Here is an 18854-nt window from a genome sequence, read left to right on the forward strand (position 1 = left end):
CGTGGTTTTTTTGCTTATATTTTAGCATTCGATATGGAGTGTATGGCGAAGGCGTTTGATATCACTTTTGGGAGGAAGACCATACATGCGGGTGTACTCCCGACTGAATTGGGAAGGACTCTCATACCCTACCTGGAATGCAGCATCGGCTGCATCGGTTGAACCTGCAAGCAGCATTCGCCTGGCCTCCTGCAATCGAATCTGTTTTTGATATTGCAGTGGGCTCATGGCGGTAATGGCTTTGAAATGATAATGCAATGAGGACGTACTCATGTTAATCATGGAAGCCAATTGCTCGATTCGGAGTGGATGGGCATATTCTGATTGGATCACTTCAATGACTTGAGCGATGTGCTGTGCATGACTGTTCTGAATCGCAAACTGCCTGATGGAGTGTCCGTGTTCATCCTGAATCAGGCGATATAGAATCTCACGAGTCATAAGCGGTGCAAGTGCAGGAATGTCTTCAGGTGTATCCAGCAATCTGACCAATCGGATTACGGCTTCCAGAAGCGGAGGTTTGGTTGAACTTACAAACAACCCACGACGTGTTGATTTGTCGGGTTTGGTTTGTGTAGAGGGAGAATCCTGAATAAGATCAAAAATCTGCCCTGAATTAAAATCAAGCCGCAAGCAGAGATAGGGATGTTCTGTCGTAGCCTGTACAACTTGCCCTGAAACAGGCAAGTTTATGGAAGCAACCAAATACTGTGAAGAGTCATAGGTGTAGCTCTCCTGTCCGAGAATAACCAGTTTGGACCCTTGGGCCACAATGCATAGGGCGGGTTCGTGCACGGCATGAATAGGATCTGAAACCTGGGAAGCACGGATCAAAGCAAGCGAAGGAATTGCTGTTAGATGAACCCCGTCTTCGTGGGTGAAACGGCCGATTAAGCGAGCCAATTCCTGCTGCTGCTGAATAATAGCTGTATCCTGTTCCATTTTTGAAAGCATGGATTGCTGGCCCTCCTTTCCTCGTACTTGTTTAACTATTTTAGAATGTACTGGACGAATAGGCAAGAATACTGTGGGATTCTTCTATCGTACAGAGACCGATTTCTTACATAATGAAGGTAAGCAATTGAATCTGTTGGCAACAGAAAGGAGTGTCATGGGAATATGAAAGGTAATAGATCAGGAGACAGACAAGAAGGGGAACACCCGTATGTTGGGATGTGGGTGACGAAGGACGGGTACATCAGGCACGAACTTCTCCCTGACGGTCGCTATGATGAAGCGCGGGGAAATAGGCAAAGTGCATATCAAGGTCGGTATGTAGTCGATGGAGACCATATTGAATATGTGGATGATACTGGCTTTACCGCAGATGGAGACTTTAAGGACGGCGTGCTTTATCATGCAGGCATGGTTTTGTACAGAGAAAATGCACAATAAAATATCTAATAGGGAGAGGAATCAAAATGTCTAATGTAAAAGGGAAAGTTGTTGTGATTACTGGAGCAAGCAGCGGGATTGGGGAGGCAGCGGCGCGTCTGTTAGCAGAGCAGGGGGCACATGTTGTCATGGGTGCAAGACGAGTGGATCGTCTGGAGACGCTGGCTTCCTCCATTCGCTCGGAAGGTGGTTCAGTAGAATATCATACTCTTGATGTTACACAGCTGGAAGAAATGCAAACGATCGTAGAGCTTGCGCTCAGTCGTTATGGACGTTTGGATGTAATCGTTAATAATGCCGGAGTCATGCCACTATCGCCCCTTGAAGCACTAAAAGTAGACGAGTGGAATCGTATGATTGATGTTAACATTCGCGGTGTTCTACACGGCATTGCAGTTGGACTGCCCGTTATGAAAGAACAGGGCTACGGCCAGTTTATTAATATCGCCTCCATCGGAGCCTACGCTGTGACACCAACAGCCGCGGTATATTGTGCAACCAAATACGCGGTCCGTGCGATCTCGGAGGGGTTGCGCCAGGAGGTAGGCGCAGATATCCGGGTGACCCTCGTATCGCCAGGTGTAACTGAATCCGAACTTGCCGAATCGATCTCTGATGATGAAGCACGCGAGCTTATGAAAGATTATCGGCGCATATCCCTGCCGGCCACGGCTATTGCTCAGAGCATTCTGTACGCGATCAACCAGCCGGCTGAGGTAGATGTGAATGAAATCGTGGTGAGACCCACAGCAAGCATGGCTTAAACCTCGTTATAAGACTCCAATGATGTCCACAACCATATGTACGGGTTGGGGGCGTCTTTTTGTCCTCTGAAAGAGAGATCGTCTAGGTTTTACAATATGGTATAGTATGTTTAAGTAACGCACCAGAGAGAGGGGAATAATGCATTGACGCTGCAACAGCTAAAATATGTGATTGAAGTCGCCACGCGTGGCTCGATGAATGAAGCCGCCAAGCGGCTGTTTATTTCCCAGCCCAGCCTGTCGAATGCCATCCGGGATCTGGAGCAGGAGCTGCGGATTACCATTTTTGAACGCACAAATAAAGGGATTACCTTGTCCAAAGAAGGCGTGGAATTTCTAAGTTATGCGCGCCAGGTGGTGGAGCAGGCGGAATTGCTGGAGAATCGTTATTTGAACGCGAAGCCGTCTCCGCAACATTTTTCCGTTTCTACACAGCACTATGCGTTTGCAGTAAATGCCTTCGTCAAGCTGGTGCAGCAGTACGGACAGGATGAATATGAACTGGCTCTGCGGGAGACGAAAACGTATGAGATTATCCAGGATGTAAAAAGCCTGCGCAGCGAAATTGGCATACTATATCTGAATGAGTTCAATTCCAAGGTTATTAACAAGCTGCTTAAGGATGCGGGGCTGGTGTTCAACAGTCTGTTTGTTGCCAAGCCGCATATTTTTATCAGTGTGCAAAATCCGCTGGCGAAGCAGGAATCGGTTGCGATTGAACAGCTTCAGGATTATCCATACCTGTCCTTTGACCAGGGGGAATATAACTCCTTCCATTTTTCAGAGGAGATCCTAAGCACGCTTTCTCATCCCAAAAGCATACAGGTTAACGACCGAGCTACGCTGTTTAATCTGCTGATCGGTTTGAACGGATACACTATCTCGACAGGTGTGCTTAGTGCCGACCTGAATGGGAATGAGATCATCCCTGTCCCGCTGGAGTGTGAAGAGACCATTAATGTTGGCTGGATCAGCCATAAGAATGCTTCGCTTTCCAATCTGGGCGTGGAGTATGTCCAGGCTCTGCATGAGGCGATTCAATCCTAATTGGTCATGGAAAAACCGTTTCCGTTCCAGCGGAGTCGGTTTTTTTTTTAGAAACACATGTATAATCATTTGCGTAAAAGTACGAAGGGAGAACGGTCAGTGCGAGTTTTATACCGAAATAAGAGTGAACAGCATGAGTTGACGATATATGATACATCCAAGCTTTATGGGGAAAAGGGCCGATTTCGTGTGCTGGAATTCTCCAATGCAGCAGTACAGGGGGCAATGGATCTGGACGAGCCATCCCGAATAGTGCTTGAGTATCCAAGAGCGATGGTTCACCTGATGGAACGAAATAATCCCGAATATGAATCGGTTTTTGTAATTGGCCACGGTATTGGAACCTTAACAAGCTACTTGTCTAACCGTCAAGTAAAAGTCGCCGAACTTGATGCGGAGGTCGTTGAGCTCAGCAGAACTTTCTTTGGATATAGTGGAGATCATGTGCTGGTTGGTGACGGTCGTGAACTATTGGAGCAGGAAACCTCAGGCTCATACAATTATATTATTGTAGATGCTTTTACGGCTGCGGGAACACCTGCACAGTTTACTTCAAGCTCATTTTTCACGATGCTAAAAGACAAATTGCATTCTGGTGGTATCGTATTGTTGAATGTATTTGGTCGTGCGGGCAATGACAGACTGGTGAATGCGATTCATGCCACGTTACAGGAACACTTCGCTTATACACGCTCGTTTGCATTACCGGCTGAAACAACAGATGAAATCCAAAATCGTATTTTGGTGGGTTGTGACGGACCCATTTCGTTTCAATCACGTCATATGGCTGGGTTTGTAGAACAGCAGCCTGGCGAGGGATATGTTATTGTGGATTCAAATGAATTTTAATCTCGAATACAGATCCAGAAGATTTCGAAGAAAGTGTCATATCATGTAATCAATTGTCATTAATTCGTCAATGTTCCTATGTAATTATTCGAACTTCACAAACTATTTATTTCTTCTTAACAACTTTCGTATAAGATAGAAGGAATATGCCTTTTTATGAAAAACCGGGGGACGCAATAATGATCGCAAAGAATAAAACATCCAGATTAAGAAGAAAAGTAAGGGAGATCAAAAAAATCAGCCTTACCGCTCTGTTGAGTGGATTGGTCACCATTGCCGTTTTGATGACATTGACCATTATGTTTATTTCATCTTATACATCCCAGAAGCAATCGCTGATTGATAATACACTCTCACTTAATTATTCAAGTGCCGTGCAAATGAGCCAAACTCTGGACTCGTTGTTTCAATCCATGCAGGGCAGTTTGAAGTATTCAGCCAACTATTTTCCGGATATAGACTATGCAGACGCCAAAAAACTGGATTCCACACTGGATTTGATTCGAAACAGCAGTAACTACTTCAATTCGGTTTCTCTTATAGATGCATCGGGAATTATTCGAGGTTCATCTCCTTATTTGGAAAAAAGCCTGGGACAGCCTATAACTTCTAATGCAGCGAAATATGCGTTTAAATCGAGGGCTTCCTTTATATCCGAAGCGTATCGTGCACCTTATTCGGAACGCAGAGTCGTTTTTGTGAGTGAACCGATCTTCAGTCCATCAGGTGAATTCAAAGGTTTGATTAGTGGGAGTATCTATCTGCAGGAAAACAACATTTTGAACCTGTCATTTGGCAGTCAACTAAAGACGAGTAATGGCTCTTATTTTTATATTGTTGATGCCAAAGGGACGTTGTTATTTCACCCGGATACGGAAAGAATCGGTGAAAATCTAAGCAAAAATCAAGTTGTGCAGAAATTGCTTAACGACCAAACAGGCAAAGAACAATACAAGAATCTGGCGGGTGTGGATTCACTCGCAGGTTATTATAAGGTCCCGACAACAGATTGGGGAGTTGTCGTTGTATCTCCAACCCAGATGGTATACGATCAGCTGAATCAACATATTCGCATGTTGCTGCTGTACACTTCTATCCCGTTTATCATTCTGACGCTTATCGTTATTCGTGTAGCGCGCAAGCTGGCTAGTCCGTTTGTTTACCTTGCAGATTTGGTTAACCAGGTGGATCAGGGTAAAGTAGATCTGCCTGTAATGAAGCCGCATTGGAACAGGGAAGCGGACTTGTTAACACGAACCGTGCTAAGTGCATTGGCGAATTTTCGAAAGCAAAAGGATCAGCTTACTTATGATGCCAGAACGGATGTATTAACCGGAATGACCAATCGCAGGACATTTGAAGAAGTCATTCAGCAGTGGATTGATGAAGAAGTTCCGTTCTCCATTGTGGTACTGGATATTGATCGCTTTAAATCCATAAACGATACGTATGGGCATCATGCGGGGGATCAGGTTCTGAAGCATATCGCGAATATCATTAAACTGTCGGTTCGGACGCAGGATATATGTTCCCGGTTTGGCGGGGAGGAGTTTGTTGTGTTATTGCGACATACGGATTCCAAAACAGCGTATCAGGTTGCCGAGCATATCCGTGTATCGGTGGAACAGAGTATATTACCCATTGATCGTTCTGTGACGATTTCGGCAGGCATTGCCGAATATCCGCTGCATTCCACAACGGCGACAGAGTTGTTCCATTTGGCGGACAATGCGTTATATCAAGCCAAGGAAGAGGGACGTAATCGGACCATTACCATTCAAACGGTCATAAAATAAGGTTTACTCTCTTTTATTTCTAAGCCAAAAGAAGCTATCCCATCTAAGAGAGGGATAGCTTCTTTTGGCTTTTGTTTAGACCTCTTGTGATCTGGCCAGAACTTCATTTGTATACTGTTCTCCCCAGTCTCGCATGCTGTAAATAATCGGCTGGAGCGTTTCTCCAAACGGTGTAAGCGAATATTCCACTTTGGGTGGAACCTGAGGATAGATTTCCCTGTGAACAATTCCGCTGCTTTCCAATTCTCTTAACTGGAGAGTTAACATCCGTTGAGTAATATCAGGGAATAACTTTCTGATCTCATTGAATCTTAACGAGCCGGAGAATAGGTGGTATAGAATCGCACCTTTCCATTTGCCTCCGATGACGCTCAGCGTGACTTCGACGGAACAGCCATAAGGCGAGGGGCACCCATCGGCCGGGTTCTTTCTCATTATAATTGCACCTCCAGTTCGTGGTGGTTATTTATAGTATCAATTTTAGTACTACAGCACATAAATGTACATATCACTCATCTATGAGCATATCACTTCTCCCTTGGATTATAAACCCCGTGCCTCGGTATGAGTTTAAATCAACAAAGAACCCCGGTTTCGTATCACGAAACATCGAGGTTCTCAGGAATGGAAAGCTAGATTAAATTAAAGCGTCCAGAGAATAAGCTCCTGCACCCGCAAGTGCAACACCGATCAGCGATCCGAGCATAACCAGATTGTACTCGAATCCTCCGTTCAGATTCCAAAGTCCTTTACTTGCATGGACTTTTGCTATGGCAACAACCATCGGGATGATGAGCAAAATGGCAGCAAAACCAGTCCAGAGACCCGCCCCAAACAGAAATCCGCCGAACAATTCAATAAGGCCTCCACAGACAGCCATAATTCTTGCAGGCCTCAGACCAATTGCGCCGAAAAATTCGGCTGTTCCTGATATGCCTTCTCCACCAAACCAGCCAAACAACTTCTTGCATGCATGACCCATCATAATGAAACCAATAACAAGTCGAATGATAAGTAATCCGGCGTCTAACATGTGCTTCTTTCCTCTTCTCTGGTTGTATAAAATGATTGGTCTTATATATCGTATGAACGTCAGATCAGCGACGCCAGAATGGTATCACATAGCGCCATGGTTTCAATATTATCCTTGCCACTAGAATGTGGAACAGAGTTATTCTGGCAGCATTCCATAAAATGAGCCATCTCTCCTACAAATCCCCGTAAGTAGAGGTCGCGATAAGCGCCTGACATGGGAGAGCCGGAGGGAGTGAAAACAGTATCCTGCTCCTCAAGGGATTTCCAGGGAAGGTTATCCCCTGTACGAGATTGATGAACCGTAAGTGTGTTAATTTCATCTGCTAACGCAAATCCTTCGTCAAAAGTGACTAGTACACTTTCGCTCTCGCGTGACCATGCACTCATGCCAACAAAGTAGGCACTGCCCACCACACCATGATCAAATTTCAGGGAAATGCTCTGGTTAATATGTTCTCCGTCCTTAACCGTTGTGCCTGTGACCTGTATGGCTTCCCCGAACAGAAAACGCATCAGATCGACCATATGAATGGCAGCGAGCTTTATGAATTGTTCCTCATCCTTGCAGAATGGTGTGCTGTCTACAGCGAATTTCATTTGGAAAGAACGTGCTCTGCCCAATGATCCACCATCAATCAGTTCCTTGAGTTTCATGTAGACTGGAGCATATCGTTTCATAAATCCGACCATGACAACCACACCCGCCTTTTGGGCAGCTTCAGCCACAGCAGCAGCTTCGGCAGCATTCCATCCGAGGGGTTTATCCACGTATACATTTTTGCCAGCCCGGATGCATTCAAGGGCAAGTGCTGTCTGATCCTCTGGTTGCGCCACAACAACGACGCCGTCACAGTCTTCATTCTGCAGCATCAGCTGAGTATTATCATACGCTTTCCCGCTGCTCCCAAAACGGAGGAGAGCCGCCCCTGACCGTTCAATACTGCGGGTGGCGATGGCCTGAATGTCTGCTCCTGCTTCAACAGCAGATGGATATATATTCGTGGATGCATGGAATCCTGCGCCGATAAAACAAAGTTTCGCTTTTTTCATGTGAGCCTCTCCTTTAAATGCAGATCACCAATCACACTGATTAGATTTTGTAGCTTAAATGCTTCAGCATCTGTCCGGCAATGGTGTTGTTAACGCTATGAGGAACCGGCTGTGGTCCGAGGGTGAGATGTTGGCGTTGCTGTACAAGATATAGGAGGGAGGCGGCTTGCAGGGACAAGCCCAGATCCATCGTTTCGGCAGGATTGCCGCTGCCACCAGCTAAGTTCAGCATCTCGCCTTGAGTAAGCAGCATGAGTCGACGTCCGTTGGTTAATGTAAATTGTTCAATATTCGCGGTCAGTTGTTCCGTATGCTTCGCATCCTGACGGAGACTTTCCAGATCCATCTCCCAAGAAAAATGTCCGGCATTGGCGAGGATCGTTCCATCATTCATTTGATTAAAATGTTCCTTCAGAATGGCGTTAGGACGGCCAGTGACAGTAATGTACACTTGAGCAAACGCAAATGTATCCTCCAATCGTGCCACTCTGAATCCATCCAACGCCGCTTCCAGGCCAGCAATCGGATCGGTTTCAACAACGACGACCTGGCTGCCCAGATTCCGCAAATACCTGGCAATGCCTCGTCCACAGGTTCCATAACCTACGATGACGAAACGACGTGTGGGCAGAATTAGGTTTGTAGTACGCATAAAACCTTCAATAATGGTCTGTCCAACACCGTGTTCATTTTCCATAATTCGTTTGAGTGGGCTGTCATTAATAACAATGATCGGGAAAGGAATGTTCTCACCCGTCTCTTCACGCAGCAGATTGGCACCGGTCGTTGTCTCCTCCGTACCACCAATAAGAGAGTTAGTATCATACTGTTGAATGAGCGTGCGCGCCAGATCAGCTCCATTATCCATAAGGAGATGGGGTTGGTGACGAAGTACACTGTGGATATTTTGCAGATGCTCATTGCGTCTGTCCACACGTTGACCATATACCGTGATGCCTTCTTCCTGCAGAGCTGCTGCGACTACGTCTTTGGTTGTGCCCGGGCTGCCAGTCAATACAACGTTGGCTCCACCTGCCTGGAGTGTGCGGCATAACACAGCTGTTTTGGGCTCCACATGAATACATATACCGATGGTTAAGCCAGCAAAAGGCCGCTCTTTGGCAAACTGAGTTTTCAATTCGCCGAGTAGGGGCATATGCATTTCCGTCCAGTGAATGCTACGTTTTCCTTCTTCAATACGTTCATGTGTTGTGTTCTTGATCGTCATGCAAAACTCCCCTTTTCTATGCAAGGTATAGCGTGTCCAGCAGGACACATGATCTGCTTAATGTCTACGATAGGGAGTTTGATGGGGTTAAAAAAGGACATATGTCCTTTTCATTGCAGCTTAGAAAAAGGTGTTGCAAACTTATTAGAGAGCATGTATACTCTTAATTACGGTAAAACAAGCAATTGCTTGACCGGAATGCTTTTCATTCATGATGAGAAGATACATATTATGCGGTCGTGGCGGAATTGGCAGACGCGCACGGTTCAGGTCCGTGTGGGCTAACCCCCGTGGAGGTTCGAGTCCTCTCGACCGCATCGAAGAAAAAAAGCTCGCGAAATTGCTCTAAAGGCAATTCGCGAGCTTTTTTTGTTTTTTATTTATTGAATATGAATTGTTGCACACATAGGCCTGCAATCGCTCCAACAATACCAAAGAGTGCAACACTGGCCATCACCTCATATGCCTGAAAGCGAAACAAAAAGGCGATGCCGCTGCCAAATGTCGTTCCTGCGAGAAATCCGAGAGAAATTCCTATTTCTTTGGTTAATTTCATAGGTTCACCTGCTTGGGAATGTGAGTTTGGGATTTGCAAATTTTTAATACAGGAAGTAAAGTGTGATCAGGAAAATACTCACATTTTATTTCCTTTTTTCATTTTGTGGTTTTCTCCATGTAATTATGCATGATATTTCTTAAGGGAGGTTAAGGCGAAATGAATATGAACGAGCGGATTGCCGCATGGAACGAAGAAGCACAGAATTGCACTTGTGGGCATGATCATCGGTTGGTGGAAATGCAGGTCTATCTGGAGCATGGAGCTATTCAGCAGTTACCTGGTTATTTGTCCGAGCAAGGATACAAACATGTAACGGTTGTATATGATCGATTTACGGGTCCGGCAGCAGGCCATGAGGTGGTAAAGAACATCCGAGAAGCGGGCATTCATGTGGATGAGATATGCATGCCAGAGAACAAAGCAGGCGACGTGATCGCCGATGAGGGCGGGATTGTACAGGTACTGCTGGGTGTGAAAAAGGAAAGTCAGGCGATTATTGCTGCTGGTTCAGGGACCATCCATGACCTGGTGCGATTCGTTTGCTCCAAAATGAACAAGCCCTTTCTTTCAGTACCTACAGCAGCTTCGGTTGACGGATTTACCTCGGCAGGTGCTCCTCTTATTGTAAGCGGCGTCAAACAGACGTTCCAGGCGGTGCCGCCTGAAGCTATTTTTGCGGATATCGATATTTTGGAGCAGGCTCCCCAAGAGATGAATGCCGCCGGATTCGGAGATATGCTTGGTAAATATACATCACTGGCGGACTGGGTGGTTTCCGGGGATCTGGGTGGGGAACCGTTCTGCCCCGTAGCTTATCGCATGACGGAAGAAGCACTAACGACCTGTGTGGGGAATATCAAAGGTATCGCTGAAGGACGGGCCGATGGTGTGACTGTATTGATGGATGCGCTGATCGCTTCCGGCATTTCTATGCTAATCATTGATCATTCCCGTCCGGCATCTGGTGGAGAACATCATCTGTCTCATCGGTGGGAGATGGACCTGATGGAGGCAGGGCACAAGCCTGTTTTTCATGGAGCCAAGGTGGGAGTAGCCTGTGCATTGCTTACCGTAAAATACAAAGATCTTGCACAAAAATCCGAAGAGCCGATTTTCCGTATTTATAATAATCTGCCGGATGCTTCTCAGCTTATAGCTTGGCTTGAGCAAGTTGGGGGACCTACGACGACTGAACAACTGGGTGTATCCATGGAGATGGTGGAACATGCTTTCACCACAGCTCATTTGCTACGGGATCGTTATACGGGATTGAAATATATCAATGAGATTCTAAATGTCGGTTCGAAATAAGAGTGAAAAAATAATATGAACAAGTGCTATCTTATGCATTTAGTTGTACGTACAAATTAAGAGTACTGAATGTAATGTATGAGACAAGATAGTGTCGTTGTATACAATAGAGGTATTGGTGCTTGATTGGAAAGTAATATAGCCAGATAAATTTCTGAAGAACAAGGTCATACAAGGGTTTAGAATGGATCGGGTCAAACGTTATTCAAACTGAATTAGAGGATGAATTAAAGCCTATTCCCTAAAAGGAAAGGCTTTTTTATATTTCATATAAAGCGTTGGATTAAATTGTTCGTACAAATAGATCGGGGAATGGAGCTAACGATGAAGTTCTATTTCTTTAAATGATCAATGATTTAATGGAATGGTTGGTTAGCATGGATGAGGTATATATGGGCATATGGGTATAAGTGGCCGCGCCTTTCGACAATGGATTTTCCCTCGTCCAGAGAGCACGCTGTATCGGCCCAGGTTAAGGGGTGACTGGGAATGAAGGGAAAGGTGCATCCAAAGCTGTTTGGAGGGCAAGAGGGCGGCTTACCGTCCTTGAGAGACGATAAGGAGTGCAACCGACTGGAGAAATGGTAACTTAATATAACCTGTACGATGAAAATGGCATTTTAAAAAGGCTCTGTCTTTCCCATTGGGGGAGGACAGAGCCTTTTGGTTGTTCGCTAATTTAGTTATTGTGGCGATCTTTCAAGATGACATCTGCGAACAAAATAGTTTTCGGGATGCGGAAAAATTGTTCCGCTTGTTCCTGAAACGCAGCAGAAGGCAGCGTTCCCTGATGCAGCCATTTGCGGAAAGTGCCGGGGTGAACCCCGATCCAGTGGCTGACATCTGTCACCGACAAATCATGGACCATACACAAGCCTGTCAGAATACGGTTGCTAACCGGAGAACGGGTCACCGTACGCTTCATGAAGCGGGAAGGCTCGGGCTGACAAATGACAGGGCTTTTGCGTACCACTTCTTCATTAAAAAGAATGTGGCGCGGGTAGCCTAGCAATTGGCATGCCTTGTCCAAATTGGTACTGCCGGGTATCCGTCCTTCATACACCCACGCGCTGACGCTGCGTGAAGAGATGGATAGATCTTCGGCGAGCTGAGACAACTTGATATCATTGGCCATCAGCACGGCAAGAAGAACACGGTTGCGGATTTGACAGCGTGTCGGTTTTCGGAATCGTTTAACACGGACGCCTTTTCCCAAATATTTACGGTTGATCAGAGACCACGCCTGGATGGAATGTTGTTCTGGTTGATTAGGCATATTTCCTCCGATTTTTTTAACCAAATACTACAATAAGTACGGGGGTACTTTCAAGTGCCGGGTGCACCTGTTTCAAATGAGTGGATGCGTGAATCCGCTACAAAGGAGGAATTATGAACTAGACCAGACGCAATTCACATCCTAGTATATTCCTAGATTACAATGTTTCACTAAATTTAAGGGATCAAATAGATAATGAATAAAAATAAAATGAGTCTAATTACCTATTAGTGAGACTTTAGTACTTTTATCTATTTTTTGTTGATATGATGCGGTTTATTTCCCTGATTTACCCATAAATATTCGACGTCCGTTAAAGGAACCCATTTCCAATGTGCACAAATCTGAAATTAGAAATCCGCGTGTTAAGCCAGGCATGTGGACTGTCAAAATCTCTTATTCTTACATATCTTGTATGGAGATCGAGTGAGAGGGAGAGGTGAGAAACGTGAGTCCATCCGTAAGTACCTTTGCTGCCATTTCAGGGGCGTTCATGACGTTTGCTTTTGGTGGATGGGATCAGCTGCTTAGCTTACTGGCGGTTGCAATGGCTGTGGATTATATTACGGGTCTCGCTGCGGCAGTAAGAACGGGGAAAGGGTTGAATAGTAATGTTGGATTCTGGGGGCTCGCGCGCAAAGGCCTCATGTTAACGGTTATTCTGCTTGCACATCGAATTGACCTGCTCATGGGAACTGACATCATTAAAGGGGGAGCCATCTACTTTTATCTGGTGAATGAGCTGATATCCATTACCGAAAATTATGCCCGCATTGGGCTTCCATTGCCTGACAAGCTAAGACAGGCTATAGCGGTGCTGAAAAAACAGGAGGAGTTGTCTGACAGGGAATGGCCTCAACCGCAACCGGACGTGGAGAATAAGGAATCTAAAGAACAAGCAGCAGAAGTAGTTCAGGAAAAACAGACAAATCAAACTGATCAGACGGATAAAATGTCTCAAGAGAAATCAAAGGCGAATGAAAGCAGCCCTAATTAGATTGTCTTTTAAGAGAACGTTTCCAAGTATCCTTTCGTAATAGAGGACGTTATGATATATTTTGGATACAAGAAAATTCATTCATACCAATTATTATACTCAAATGAGGTGCTTGTCTGATGATTAAACATATTGTTCTGTTTAAAATGAAAGATCGTTCTCCTGAAAGTATTGAAGCTGCTGCGAATGTTCTTCGCAATCTGCAAGGGAAAATTGATGTTCTGGTCTCGCTTGAAGTGGGTATCGACGTGCTTCGTTCGGACAGATCTTTTGACATCTCACTTACGGCAGAATTTGCATCACTGGAAGATCTTCAGGCATATCAGGTGCATCCGCTGCATCAGGAAGTCATCAAGTATATGAACGAGGTCAGAGAGCAGTCGATTGCAGTGGACTACGAAATCTAATCTGTTATTCATTCTACTTTGGATAAAGGGGACTCTGCATGAGCGATTTAAGAGACGTTATGGAATTTTTATATATTTTTGTCGTGTTTCTGATCGCTTGTCCTGTGATGTTATTTTGGCTGAAGCGAAGAGGAAAAAGGAACCGATAATTCACTGAACGGGAAGTGAACACATTGTATTACGTAAACAGAGAACAGATTGCCCGCAGGCTTGCTGCCGTACCGGAGGTGGCCGAAGGTCTTCGTCGCGCGTCACAAGCTTGGGATGGCAGTCTCATGCTGGGTTTGGTACAGGAACGCTGTCTTCATCTCGCAATTGAAATCGTTACAGATGTGGGGAGTTATCTGATAGACGGCTTCATCATGCGTGATGCGAGCAGCTATGACGATATTATTCAGATTAACCATGAAGAGAAGGTTTTTGATCATGCAACCTATGAGGTGCTGAGTCGCCTCGTATCGTTGCGCAAGCCGCTTGTTCAGGACTATTACAGCTGGGAGCGGTCTGAACTGCATCCACTGAGCAGTGACTTGCCGGGCGTGCTTGAACATTTTTCCCATCAGGTCAATACCTATGTGGAAAAAGAACTCGGACCTTTCCAGACTGCACAGGCCGAGGGACAGAGCAAGGAATGAGGGGAAGCAGCATGACGAACGAATGGAAAGAAGATCGAGAAGAAAATAATGAAACGAACGACATACCCTCCGGATTTCATCCGGTATATATGATTGAGCTGTTATTTCAGGAACGTCCCGTTATAGATCAGGGGCGTTTGCAGGATGCACTGAGCCGTCATACCGGACAAGTCCGGCTTGATGTGAAGCAGGGAAATGAGGAGCATAAACCTGAGATGCTGGTTTTCTACCATCTGGACCATAAGGTTTCTTTTCAGGAAGGTAATATTCCGGCTCAGACTTGCATGCTCCCCATTACTGAAATTGTAGATCGCGCCCGCTTTGGAGGGGCTTTGCAGCAAGCCTGGCATTGGCCAGAAGCAGGACAAGCTATGGAAACGATCCAATATTCCATCCGACTTCATGATATGTTCACTGCTGCCATGCCGCGCAAACAGCGACTCGAATTGTTCCAAAAGACGATTCAGGCTGTCATGGAAGTGTTGCCTTGTGAGGCGTTATACTGGTACGGCAGTGACAAATTGGTTGAACCGGAAGCCTATGTGCTGTCACAGGAACGTGAGGAGCATCTTTACGCTGCGATGAATGTGCGCATGTATCAGGCTGGGGGAACGGAGGAACAGCGTCAGCTGGTTATGGACACGGTAGGTTTGTCAGCACTTGGCGTGCCTGATGTACAGTGTCATTTCATTGGACTCGATCCGGACACGGTAGCCCAGACATTACTGGGTGCCGCCTATTACATATTTGATCAGGGAGATGTTCTACAGGATGGACAGACGCTGGGATCTTCCGGCGGACGACGCTGGCGTTGTGAGCATCAGGCGGCATTGATTGCACCAGGAAGATATGTAATTGATCTGGACCCGGGTGATGAACATGCCGCTACTCCGCTTGAGCCGGCGCGGCAGACTTGAGACATATCTCGATAACGTCAGAAGGTGCGAAAGACGGTATCCAGAATTTTTTTTGGTATCCGAGTGTCAGGTCAAGCCCTTGCTGCTTATACTGCATCAACAGAGTAGGCATTCGCCCGGATTGACGAGCAACAGTCCGTTGCTTGGTTATTCGGTACTTCATTTAAGGTAAAGGGAGAGATGCGACGTGAAGGATTCTAACAAAAGTTTGTTGTGGGGAGCATTAATCGGTTCAGTTGTAGGTTCGGTGACAGCGCTGCTGCTGGCACCAAAATCTGGACGTGAGCTGCGTCAGGACATTTCGGAAGGTGCACGTCAGGTGAGTGAGAAAGGTCAGGAGCTGGCTACTAAGGTGGGCGAACAAAGCGCACAGATCGTATCCAAAGTAAAAGAGACGGCAGATGTCGTTATCCAGGATATCCAATCCTGGCGCAATTGCGCTGAAGGTAAAGAAGTGCGCGTATCCGCCGTCATTACTGATTCCGATTCTTCCATCGATGCAGATGCAGCGAATGAGTCAGGTATTGAAGTCATCGCGAAGCTACCTGCCGACGACTCCAAAGATAACATCTAAAACTAAGCTTGAACGCGAGCGGGCTTTCCTCCATCTGGAGGGGAGCCTGCTTTGTTGTGCGTGGTCGTACAGGAGTTGTACGAAACGGTATTTGTTTGAACCCTGCGATGAAATCGGGTAAGATGTAGGTACCTTTTTGCCTGAACATTCATACGGTAGGAAGAAAGCTCTGGGAACCAATTTGTTAACAGAACCAAATCAATGAAGAAGGAAGCGGTGTGTTCGTGCAGCAAGCAATCGCTATATTAGACTCCGGTGTAGGGGGATTGACCGTCGCCAAGGAAGTGATGCGTCAGCTCCCACGGGAAAAGATCATCTATTTTGGAGATACTGCCCGGACACCGTACGGACCCCGTTCGTCCGAACAAGTTAAACAATTCACGGAACAAATCGTTGATTTCTTGATCCAGTTCGATCCGAAAGTTATCGTTATCGCCTGTAATACGGCTACGGCAGCAGCGCTCGACTATATTCGAGCCAAGGTGAATGTGCCTGTCATTGGTGTCATTCATCCGGGAGCACGAGCAGCCATCACAGCCACACGCACAGGACGCATCGGTGTCATTGGCACCGTGGGAACTATTGGTAGTGGTGCGTATACATCTGCACTCAAACAGTTGTCTCCCTATATTGATGTGGTCAGTCAGGCTTGTCCGGCACTTGTGCCACTGGTGGAGCAAGGCGAATTCCGTTCCGAGCAAACGACAAGTACGGTGGAGCAATCTTTAGGCGAAATTAAGCAGCAGCCAATTGATTGTCTTATTCTGGGTTGTACGCACTATCCTTTTCTCATGGATACCATCCAGGAGGTTATGGGGCAGGAAGTGAAGCTGATTAGTTCGGCAGATGAAACGGCGAGGGAAATTAGTACGATTTTGTATGATAAACGAAAGCTGGCCAGTGGAAATGAGACGCCAGTCCATCAATTTTTTTGCACAGGGGACCCCCGCATGTTCCAGAATATTACCCGCCAATGGTTGGGAGAGCAGATCTCCAAAACGCCAGTTGTGTGGCAGGTTACCCAATTACCATAACTTTTTTTGATTTCTAGGCTTATAAGAATCCCGGAACACTTAGTGTTCTGGGATTTTTTTGATCATATGAGAATGTGTAAGAGCTTCGGAATGTTATCACATTTTTCTTATGTTAAAGAGATTTACGCGATTCATGTCACATGACGGACAACCAGATTGGCATACATATTACATACAGTAAGGACACAAGCGAGAAAAGGTCGGGAGATTACTCAATTTCCTAAGGGGAAGGAGATCGACATGGAGCTGCAATGGATTATTGTTCATCAGGGAGATACCTTGTCGCGTATTGCGGCAGCGAACCATATGACGAAGGAGTTACTGGCTGCTCTCAACCCGGAAGCAGCGTCCCAGCCCTATTTGCTGACAGGACAGATGTTGCGCATTACGCCGGGGACGGGGCGCAGGTATGCAGTACAGCCTGGGGAGAAAGTGGCTGTGATTGCATTACGTTTTGGACTGAATGAAGAAGAATTGCGCGAGGCCAATCCAGAAATAGCGAACATTCCGGACTGGTGCGGGCGATGTATTCATATTCCGGATTCAAATGGAAAAACTATCGTCAAGCTGCAGGGAGAGTATGGTTATCGTGAAATGAGCCGTGATATCGGTTTGCTGGAAAAGAAGTATCCATTTATCGAGATTGGCTCGATTGGCAGCAGTGTCATGGGTAAGGCTTTGCCTTATCTTCGTTTGGGTCAAGGACCCAGACATATTCATGTCAACGCATCTGTTCATGCGAATGAATGGCTGACAACGGCCGTTCTGATGCGATTCATTGAAGAATATGCGCAGGCCTACAGTACATCTACGCCGTGGCATCAATTCCAGACGGAACGCTGGATGCAGGAAACCACGCTGTGGGCTGTACCTATGGTCAATCCGGATGGAGTTGAATTGGTGCAAGAGGGCGTGGTCAATGATCATCCCCATGCAGAAGAACTGCTGGAATGGAATGCCGGACGCTCCCGTTTTACGCATTGGAAATCCAATATCAGGGGAGTAGACCTTAACGATCAATTCCCGGCTTATTGGGAGGAAGAGGCGGCTAGAAGAGGGATAACGTCCCCAGGGCCAAGAGATTATGCAGGAACCGCTCCTTTATCGGAACCGGAGGCATGGGCACTTGCACAGTGGACCGAGCAACATCCTTTTGATGCTGTCGTTTCGTTGCACAGCCAGGGACAGGAGATTTATTGGAACTACCGAGATTTGGAACCAAAGGAGAGTGCACCGCTGTCACGCAGACTGGCAAGGGCTTCAGGGTACAAGGCGGTTAAGTTGGGTGGAAGTGATGCAGGGTACAAAGACTGGTTCATTCAGAAGTTTCGGAAGCCTGGATTCACGGTAGAAGTGGGACTCGGGGTCAACCCGCTGCCCTTGGATCAGTTCGATGACATCTGCGTAGAGGTTGGCATGCTTTTGGCTGAATTATTATCAGATCGAGAGCACTAACAGGGTAGATCGGGAATCCTCGAAACCTGACTTCACATAATCTGGATGGGGGAACATGAAACTTACGGGTTGTCCACTCGTATAACAGGAACGGGCGCTGTTATCGGCGTTCGTTTTTTAATCTGCATATTGCATCATTCGTTCCGGATCGCTCTGGAACGGGTAATGATGGGTGTGACTATAACATGTGCTGTTTTATTTCAGTGCATTACTCATACGGAGGGGTTCATATGAAGTGGAGAAGACTGCTGTCATTTAAACGATGGACACAAGTATTCAAACGGCTGCCGCGTCTGTTGCGGGCTCCGCAGATCCCTTTGGGTGAGAAGCTGCTGTTTATTATCCCAGCGCTGCTCTACTGGGTGCTTCCTGACGTGATGCCGTTTATGCCTATAGATGATATCGGGGTTACGTTGTTGCTGATGAACTGGTTTGTAAGTCGTGCGGAGCGCAAATATCCGGTACTTACAGCGGGTGCGTCGTCTTAATCCGACACAAAATGGGTGGTTTTAACATCGATTTTGC

21 protein-coding genes, 1 tRNA gene and 1 pseudogene are annotated in these 18854 nt (G+C 46.3%); 15 read left to right on the forward strand and 8 right to left on the reverse strand.

The features are described 5' to 3' along the window. Positions 1-21 precede the first annotated feature (21 nt). Entirely contained in the window at positions 22-954 is a 933-nt protein-coding gene (locus G3352_RS02220) for an AraC family transcriptional regulator (protein WP_163753457.1), read from the reverse strand. A gap of 165 nt (positions 955-1119) precedes the next feature. On the opposite strand from G3352_RS02220, the gene G3352_RS02225 reads away from it, so the two are divergent. From G3352_RS02225 to G3352_RS02245, 5 genes are all read left to right on the forward strand, one after another. Further along, a complete protein-coding gene (locus G3352_RS02225) occupies positions 1120-1395 on the forward strand; it encodes an Atu4866 domain-containing protein (protein ID WP_163753459.1) in 276 nt (91 codons plus the stop codon). 26 nt (positions 1396-1421) lie between these two features. Beyond that, entirely contained in the window at positions 1422-2159 is a 738-nt protein-coding gene (locus G3352_RS02230; protein ID WP_163753461.1) for an SDR family oxidoreductase, read from the forward strand. A gap of 144 nt (positions 2160-2303) precedes the next feature. Further along, positions 2304-3206 (forward strand): LysR family transcriptional regulator, encoded by a 903-nt coding sequence (locus tag G3352_RS02235; RefSeq protein ID WP_053783582.1) that lies wholly within the window; start codon positions 2304-2306, stop codon positions 3204-3206. Positions 3207-3305: 99 nt separating this feature from the next. Continuing rightward, on the forward strand, positions 3306-4055 hold the full coding sequence (locus tag G3352_RS02240; protein WP_345940709.1) for a spermidine synthase: 750 nt from the start codon (positions 3306-3308) through the stop codon (positions 4053-4055). Between the two features lie 179 nt (positions 4056-4234). Next, entirely contained in the window at positions 4235-5851 is a 1617-nt protein-coding gene (locus tag G3352_RS02245) for a sensor domain-containing diguanylate cyclase (protein ID WP_163753464.1), read from the forward strand. A 75-nt stretch (positions 5852-5926) separates the two neighbouring features. Here the strand turns inward: G3352_RS02245 and G3352_RS02250 are convergent, their stop codons facing one another. From G3352_RS02250 to G3352_RS02265, 4 genes are all read right to left on the reverse strand, one after another. After that, positions 5927-6286 carry a winged helix-turn-helix transcriptional regulator gene (locus G3352_RS02250; RefSeq protein WP_163753466.1) on the reverse strand — a complete coding sequence of 120 codons (360 nt, stop codon included), beginning with the start codon at positions 6284-6286 and terminating at the stop codon, positions 5927-5929. A 202-nt stretch (positions 6287-6488) separates the two neighbouring features. Next, positions 6489-6884 carry a DoxX family protein gene (locus tag G3352_RS02255; protein ID WP_163753468.1) on the reverse strand — a complete coding sequence of 132 codons (396 nt, stop codon included), beginning with the start codon at positions 6882-6884 and terminating at the stop codon, positions 6489-6491. A 59-nt stretch (positions 6885-6943) separates the two neighbouring features. Further along, positions 6944-7936, reverse strand: coding sequence for a Gfo/Idh/MocA family protein (locus G3352_RS02260; RefSeq protein WP_163753470.1), 993 nt, complete (start codon positions 7934-7936; stop codon positions 6944-6946). 40 nt (positions 7937-7976) lie between these two features. Continuing rightward, complete coding sequence (locus G3352_RS02265; RefSeq protein ID WP_163753471.1) at positions 7977-9164, reverse strand: adenosylhomocysteinase; 1188 nt, start codon at positions 9162-9164, stop codon at positions 7977-7979. Positions 9165-9397: 233 nt separating this feature from the next. On the opposite strand from G3352_RS02265, the gene G3352_RS02270 reads away from it, so the two are divergent. Continuing rightward, a tRNA-Leu gene (locus G3352_RS02270) sits at positions 9398-9481 on the forward strand. Between the two features lie 59 nt (positions 9482-9540). Here G3352_RS02270 and G3352_RS02275 read toward each other — a convergent pair. After that, entirely contained in the window at positions 9541-9720 is a 180-nt protein-coding gene (locus tag G3352_RS02275) for a hypothetical protein (RefSeq protein ID WP_163753473.1), read from the reverse strand. Positions 9721-9879: 159 nt separating this feature from the next. On the opposite strand from G3352_RS02275, the gene G3352_RS02280 reads away from it, so the two are divergent. After that, complete coding sequence (locus tag G3352_RS02280) at positions 9880-11034, forward strand: sn-glycerol-1-phosphate dehydrogenase (RefSeq protein ID WP_163753475.1); 1155 nt, start codon at positions 9880-9882, stop codon at positions 11032-11034. 679 nt (positions 11035-11713) lie between these two features. Here G3352_RS02280 and G3352_RS02285 read toward each other — a convergent pair. Beyond that, the gene (locus tag G3352_RS02285; RefSeq protein WP_024629188.1) at positions 11714-12310 is read right to left on the reverse strand and encodes a helix-turn-helix domain-containing protein; all 597 of its coding nucleotides are present in this window, start codon (positions 12308-12310) and stop codon (positions 11714-11716) included. A 439-nt stretch (positions 12311-12749) separates the two neighbouring features. Between G3352_RS02285 and G3352_RS02290 the strand changes: the two are divergent. The 4 genes and pseudogenes from G3352_RS02290 to G3352_RS02305 form a co-directional block, all read left to right on the forward strand. Beyond that, a pseudogene (locus G3352_RS02290) lies at positions 12750-13142 on the forward strand (phage holin family protein); the annotation flags it as partial. 284 nt (positions 13143-13426) lie between these two features. Further along, positions 13427-13714: a Dabb family protein gene (locus G3352_RS02295; RefSeq protein ID WP_063564906.1), complete on the forward strand. Its 288-nt coding sequence runs from the start codon at positions 13427-13429 to the stop codon at positions 13712-13714. A 173-nt stretch (positions 13715-13887) separates the two neighbouring features. Next, entirely contained in the window at positions 13888-14349 is a 462-nt protein-coding gene (locus G3352_RS02300) for a DUF86 domain-containing protein (protein ID WP_090895506.1), read from the forward strand. Between the two features lie 11 nt (positions 14350-14360). Then, positions 14361-15266 (forward strand): DUF4261 domain-containing protein, encoded by a 906-nt coding sequence (locus G3352_RS02305; protein WP_163753477.1) that lies wholly within the window; start codon positions 14361-14363, stop codon positions 15264-15266. Here G3352_RS02305 and G3352_RS02310 read toward each other — a convergent pair. After that, positions 15235-15429, reverse strand: a complete 195-nt coding sequence (locus G3352_RS02310) for a hypothetical protein (protein ID WP_163753479.1) — start codon at positions 15427-15429, stop codon at positions 15235-15237. The genes G3352_RS02305 and G3352_RS02310 overlap by 32 nt on opposite strands. A gap of 24 nt (positions 15430-15453) precedes the next feature. Between G3352_RS02310 and G3352_RS02315 the strand changes: the two genes are divergently transcribed. The 4 genes from G3352_RS02315 to G3352_RS02330 all read left to right on the forward strand — a co-directional run bounded on the left by G3352_RS02315 (position 15454) and on the right by G3352_RS02330 (position 18817). Beyond that, the gene (locus G3352_RS02315; RefSeq protein ID WP_076292071.1) at positions 15454-15840 is read left to right on the forward strand and encodes a YtxH domain-containing protein; all 387 of its coding nucleotides are present in this window, start codon (positions 15454-15456) and stop codon (positions 15838-15840) included. Positions 15841-16064: 224 nt separating this feature from the next. After that, on the forward strand, positions 16065-16874 hold the full coding sequence (racE, locus tag G3352_RS02320; protein ID WP_163753481.1) for a glutamate racemase: 810 nt from the start codon (positions 16065-16067) through the stop codon (positions 16872-16874). Between the two features lie 240 nt (positions 16875-17114). Then, a complete protein-coding gene (locus tag G3352_RS02325) occupies positions 17115-18329 on the forward strand; it encodes a M14 family metallopeptidase (protein WP_481856267.1) in 1215 nt (404 codons plus the stop codon). A gap of 230 nt (positions 18330-18559) precedes the next feature. After that, positions 18560-18817: a hypothetical protein gene (locus G3352_RS02330; RefSeq protein ID WP_062322197.1), complete on the forward strand. Its 258-nt coding sequence runs from the start codon at positions 18560-18562 to the stop codon at positions 18815-18817. The last annotated feature ends 37 nt before the right edge of the window (positions 18818-18854 follow it).

It is taken from the genome of Paenibacillus sp. ALJ109b, from assembly GCF_010747435.1.
Taxonomy (GTDB): Bacteria; Bacillota; Bacilli; order Paenibacillales; family Paenibacillaceae; genus Paenibacillus; species Paenibacillus taichungensis.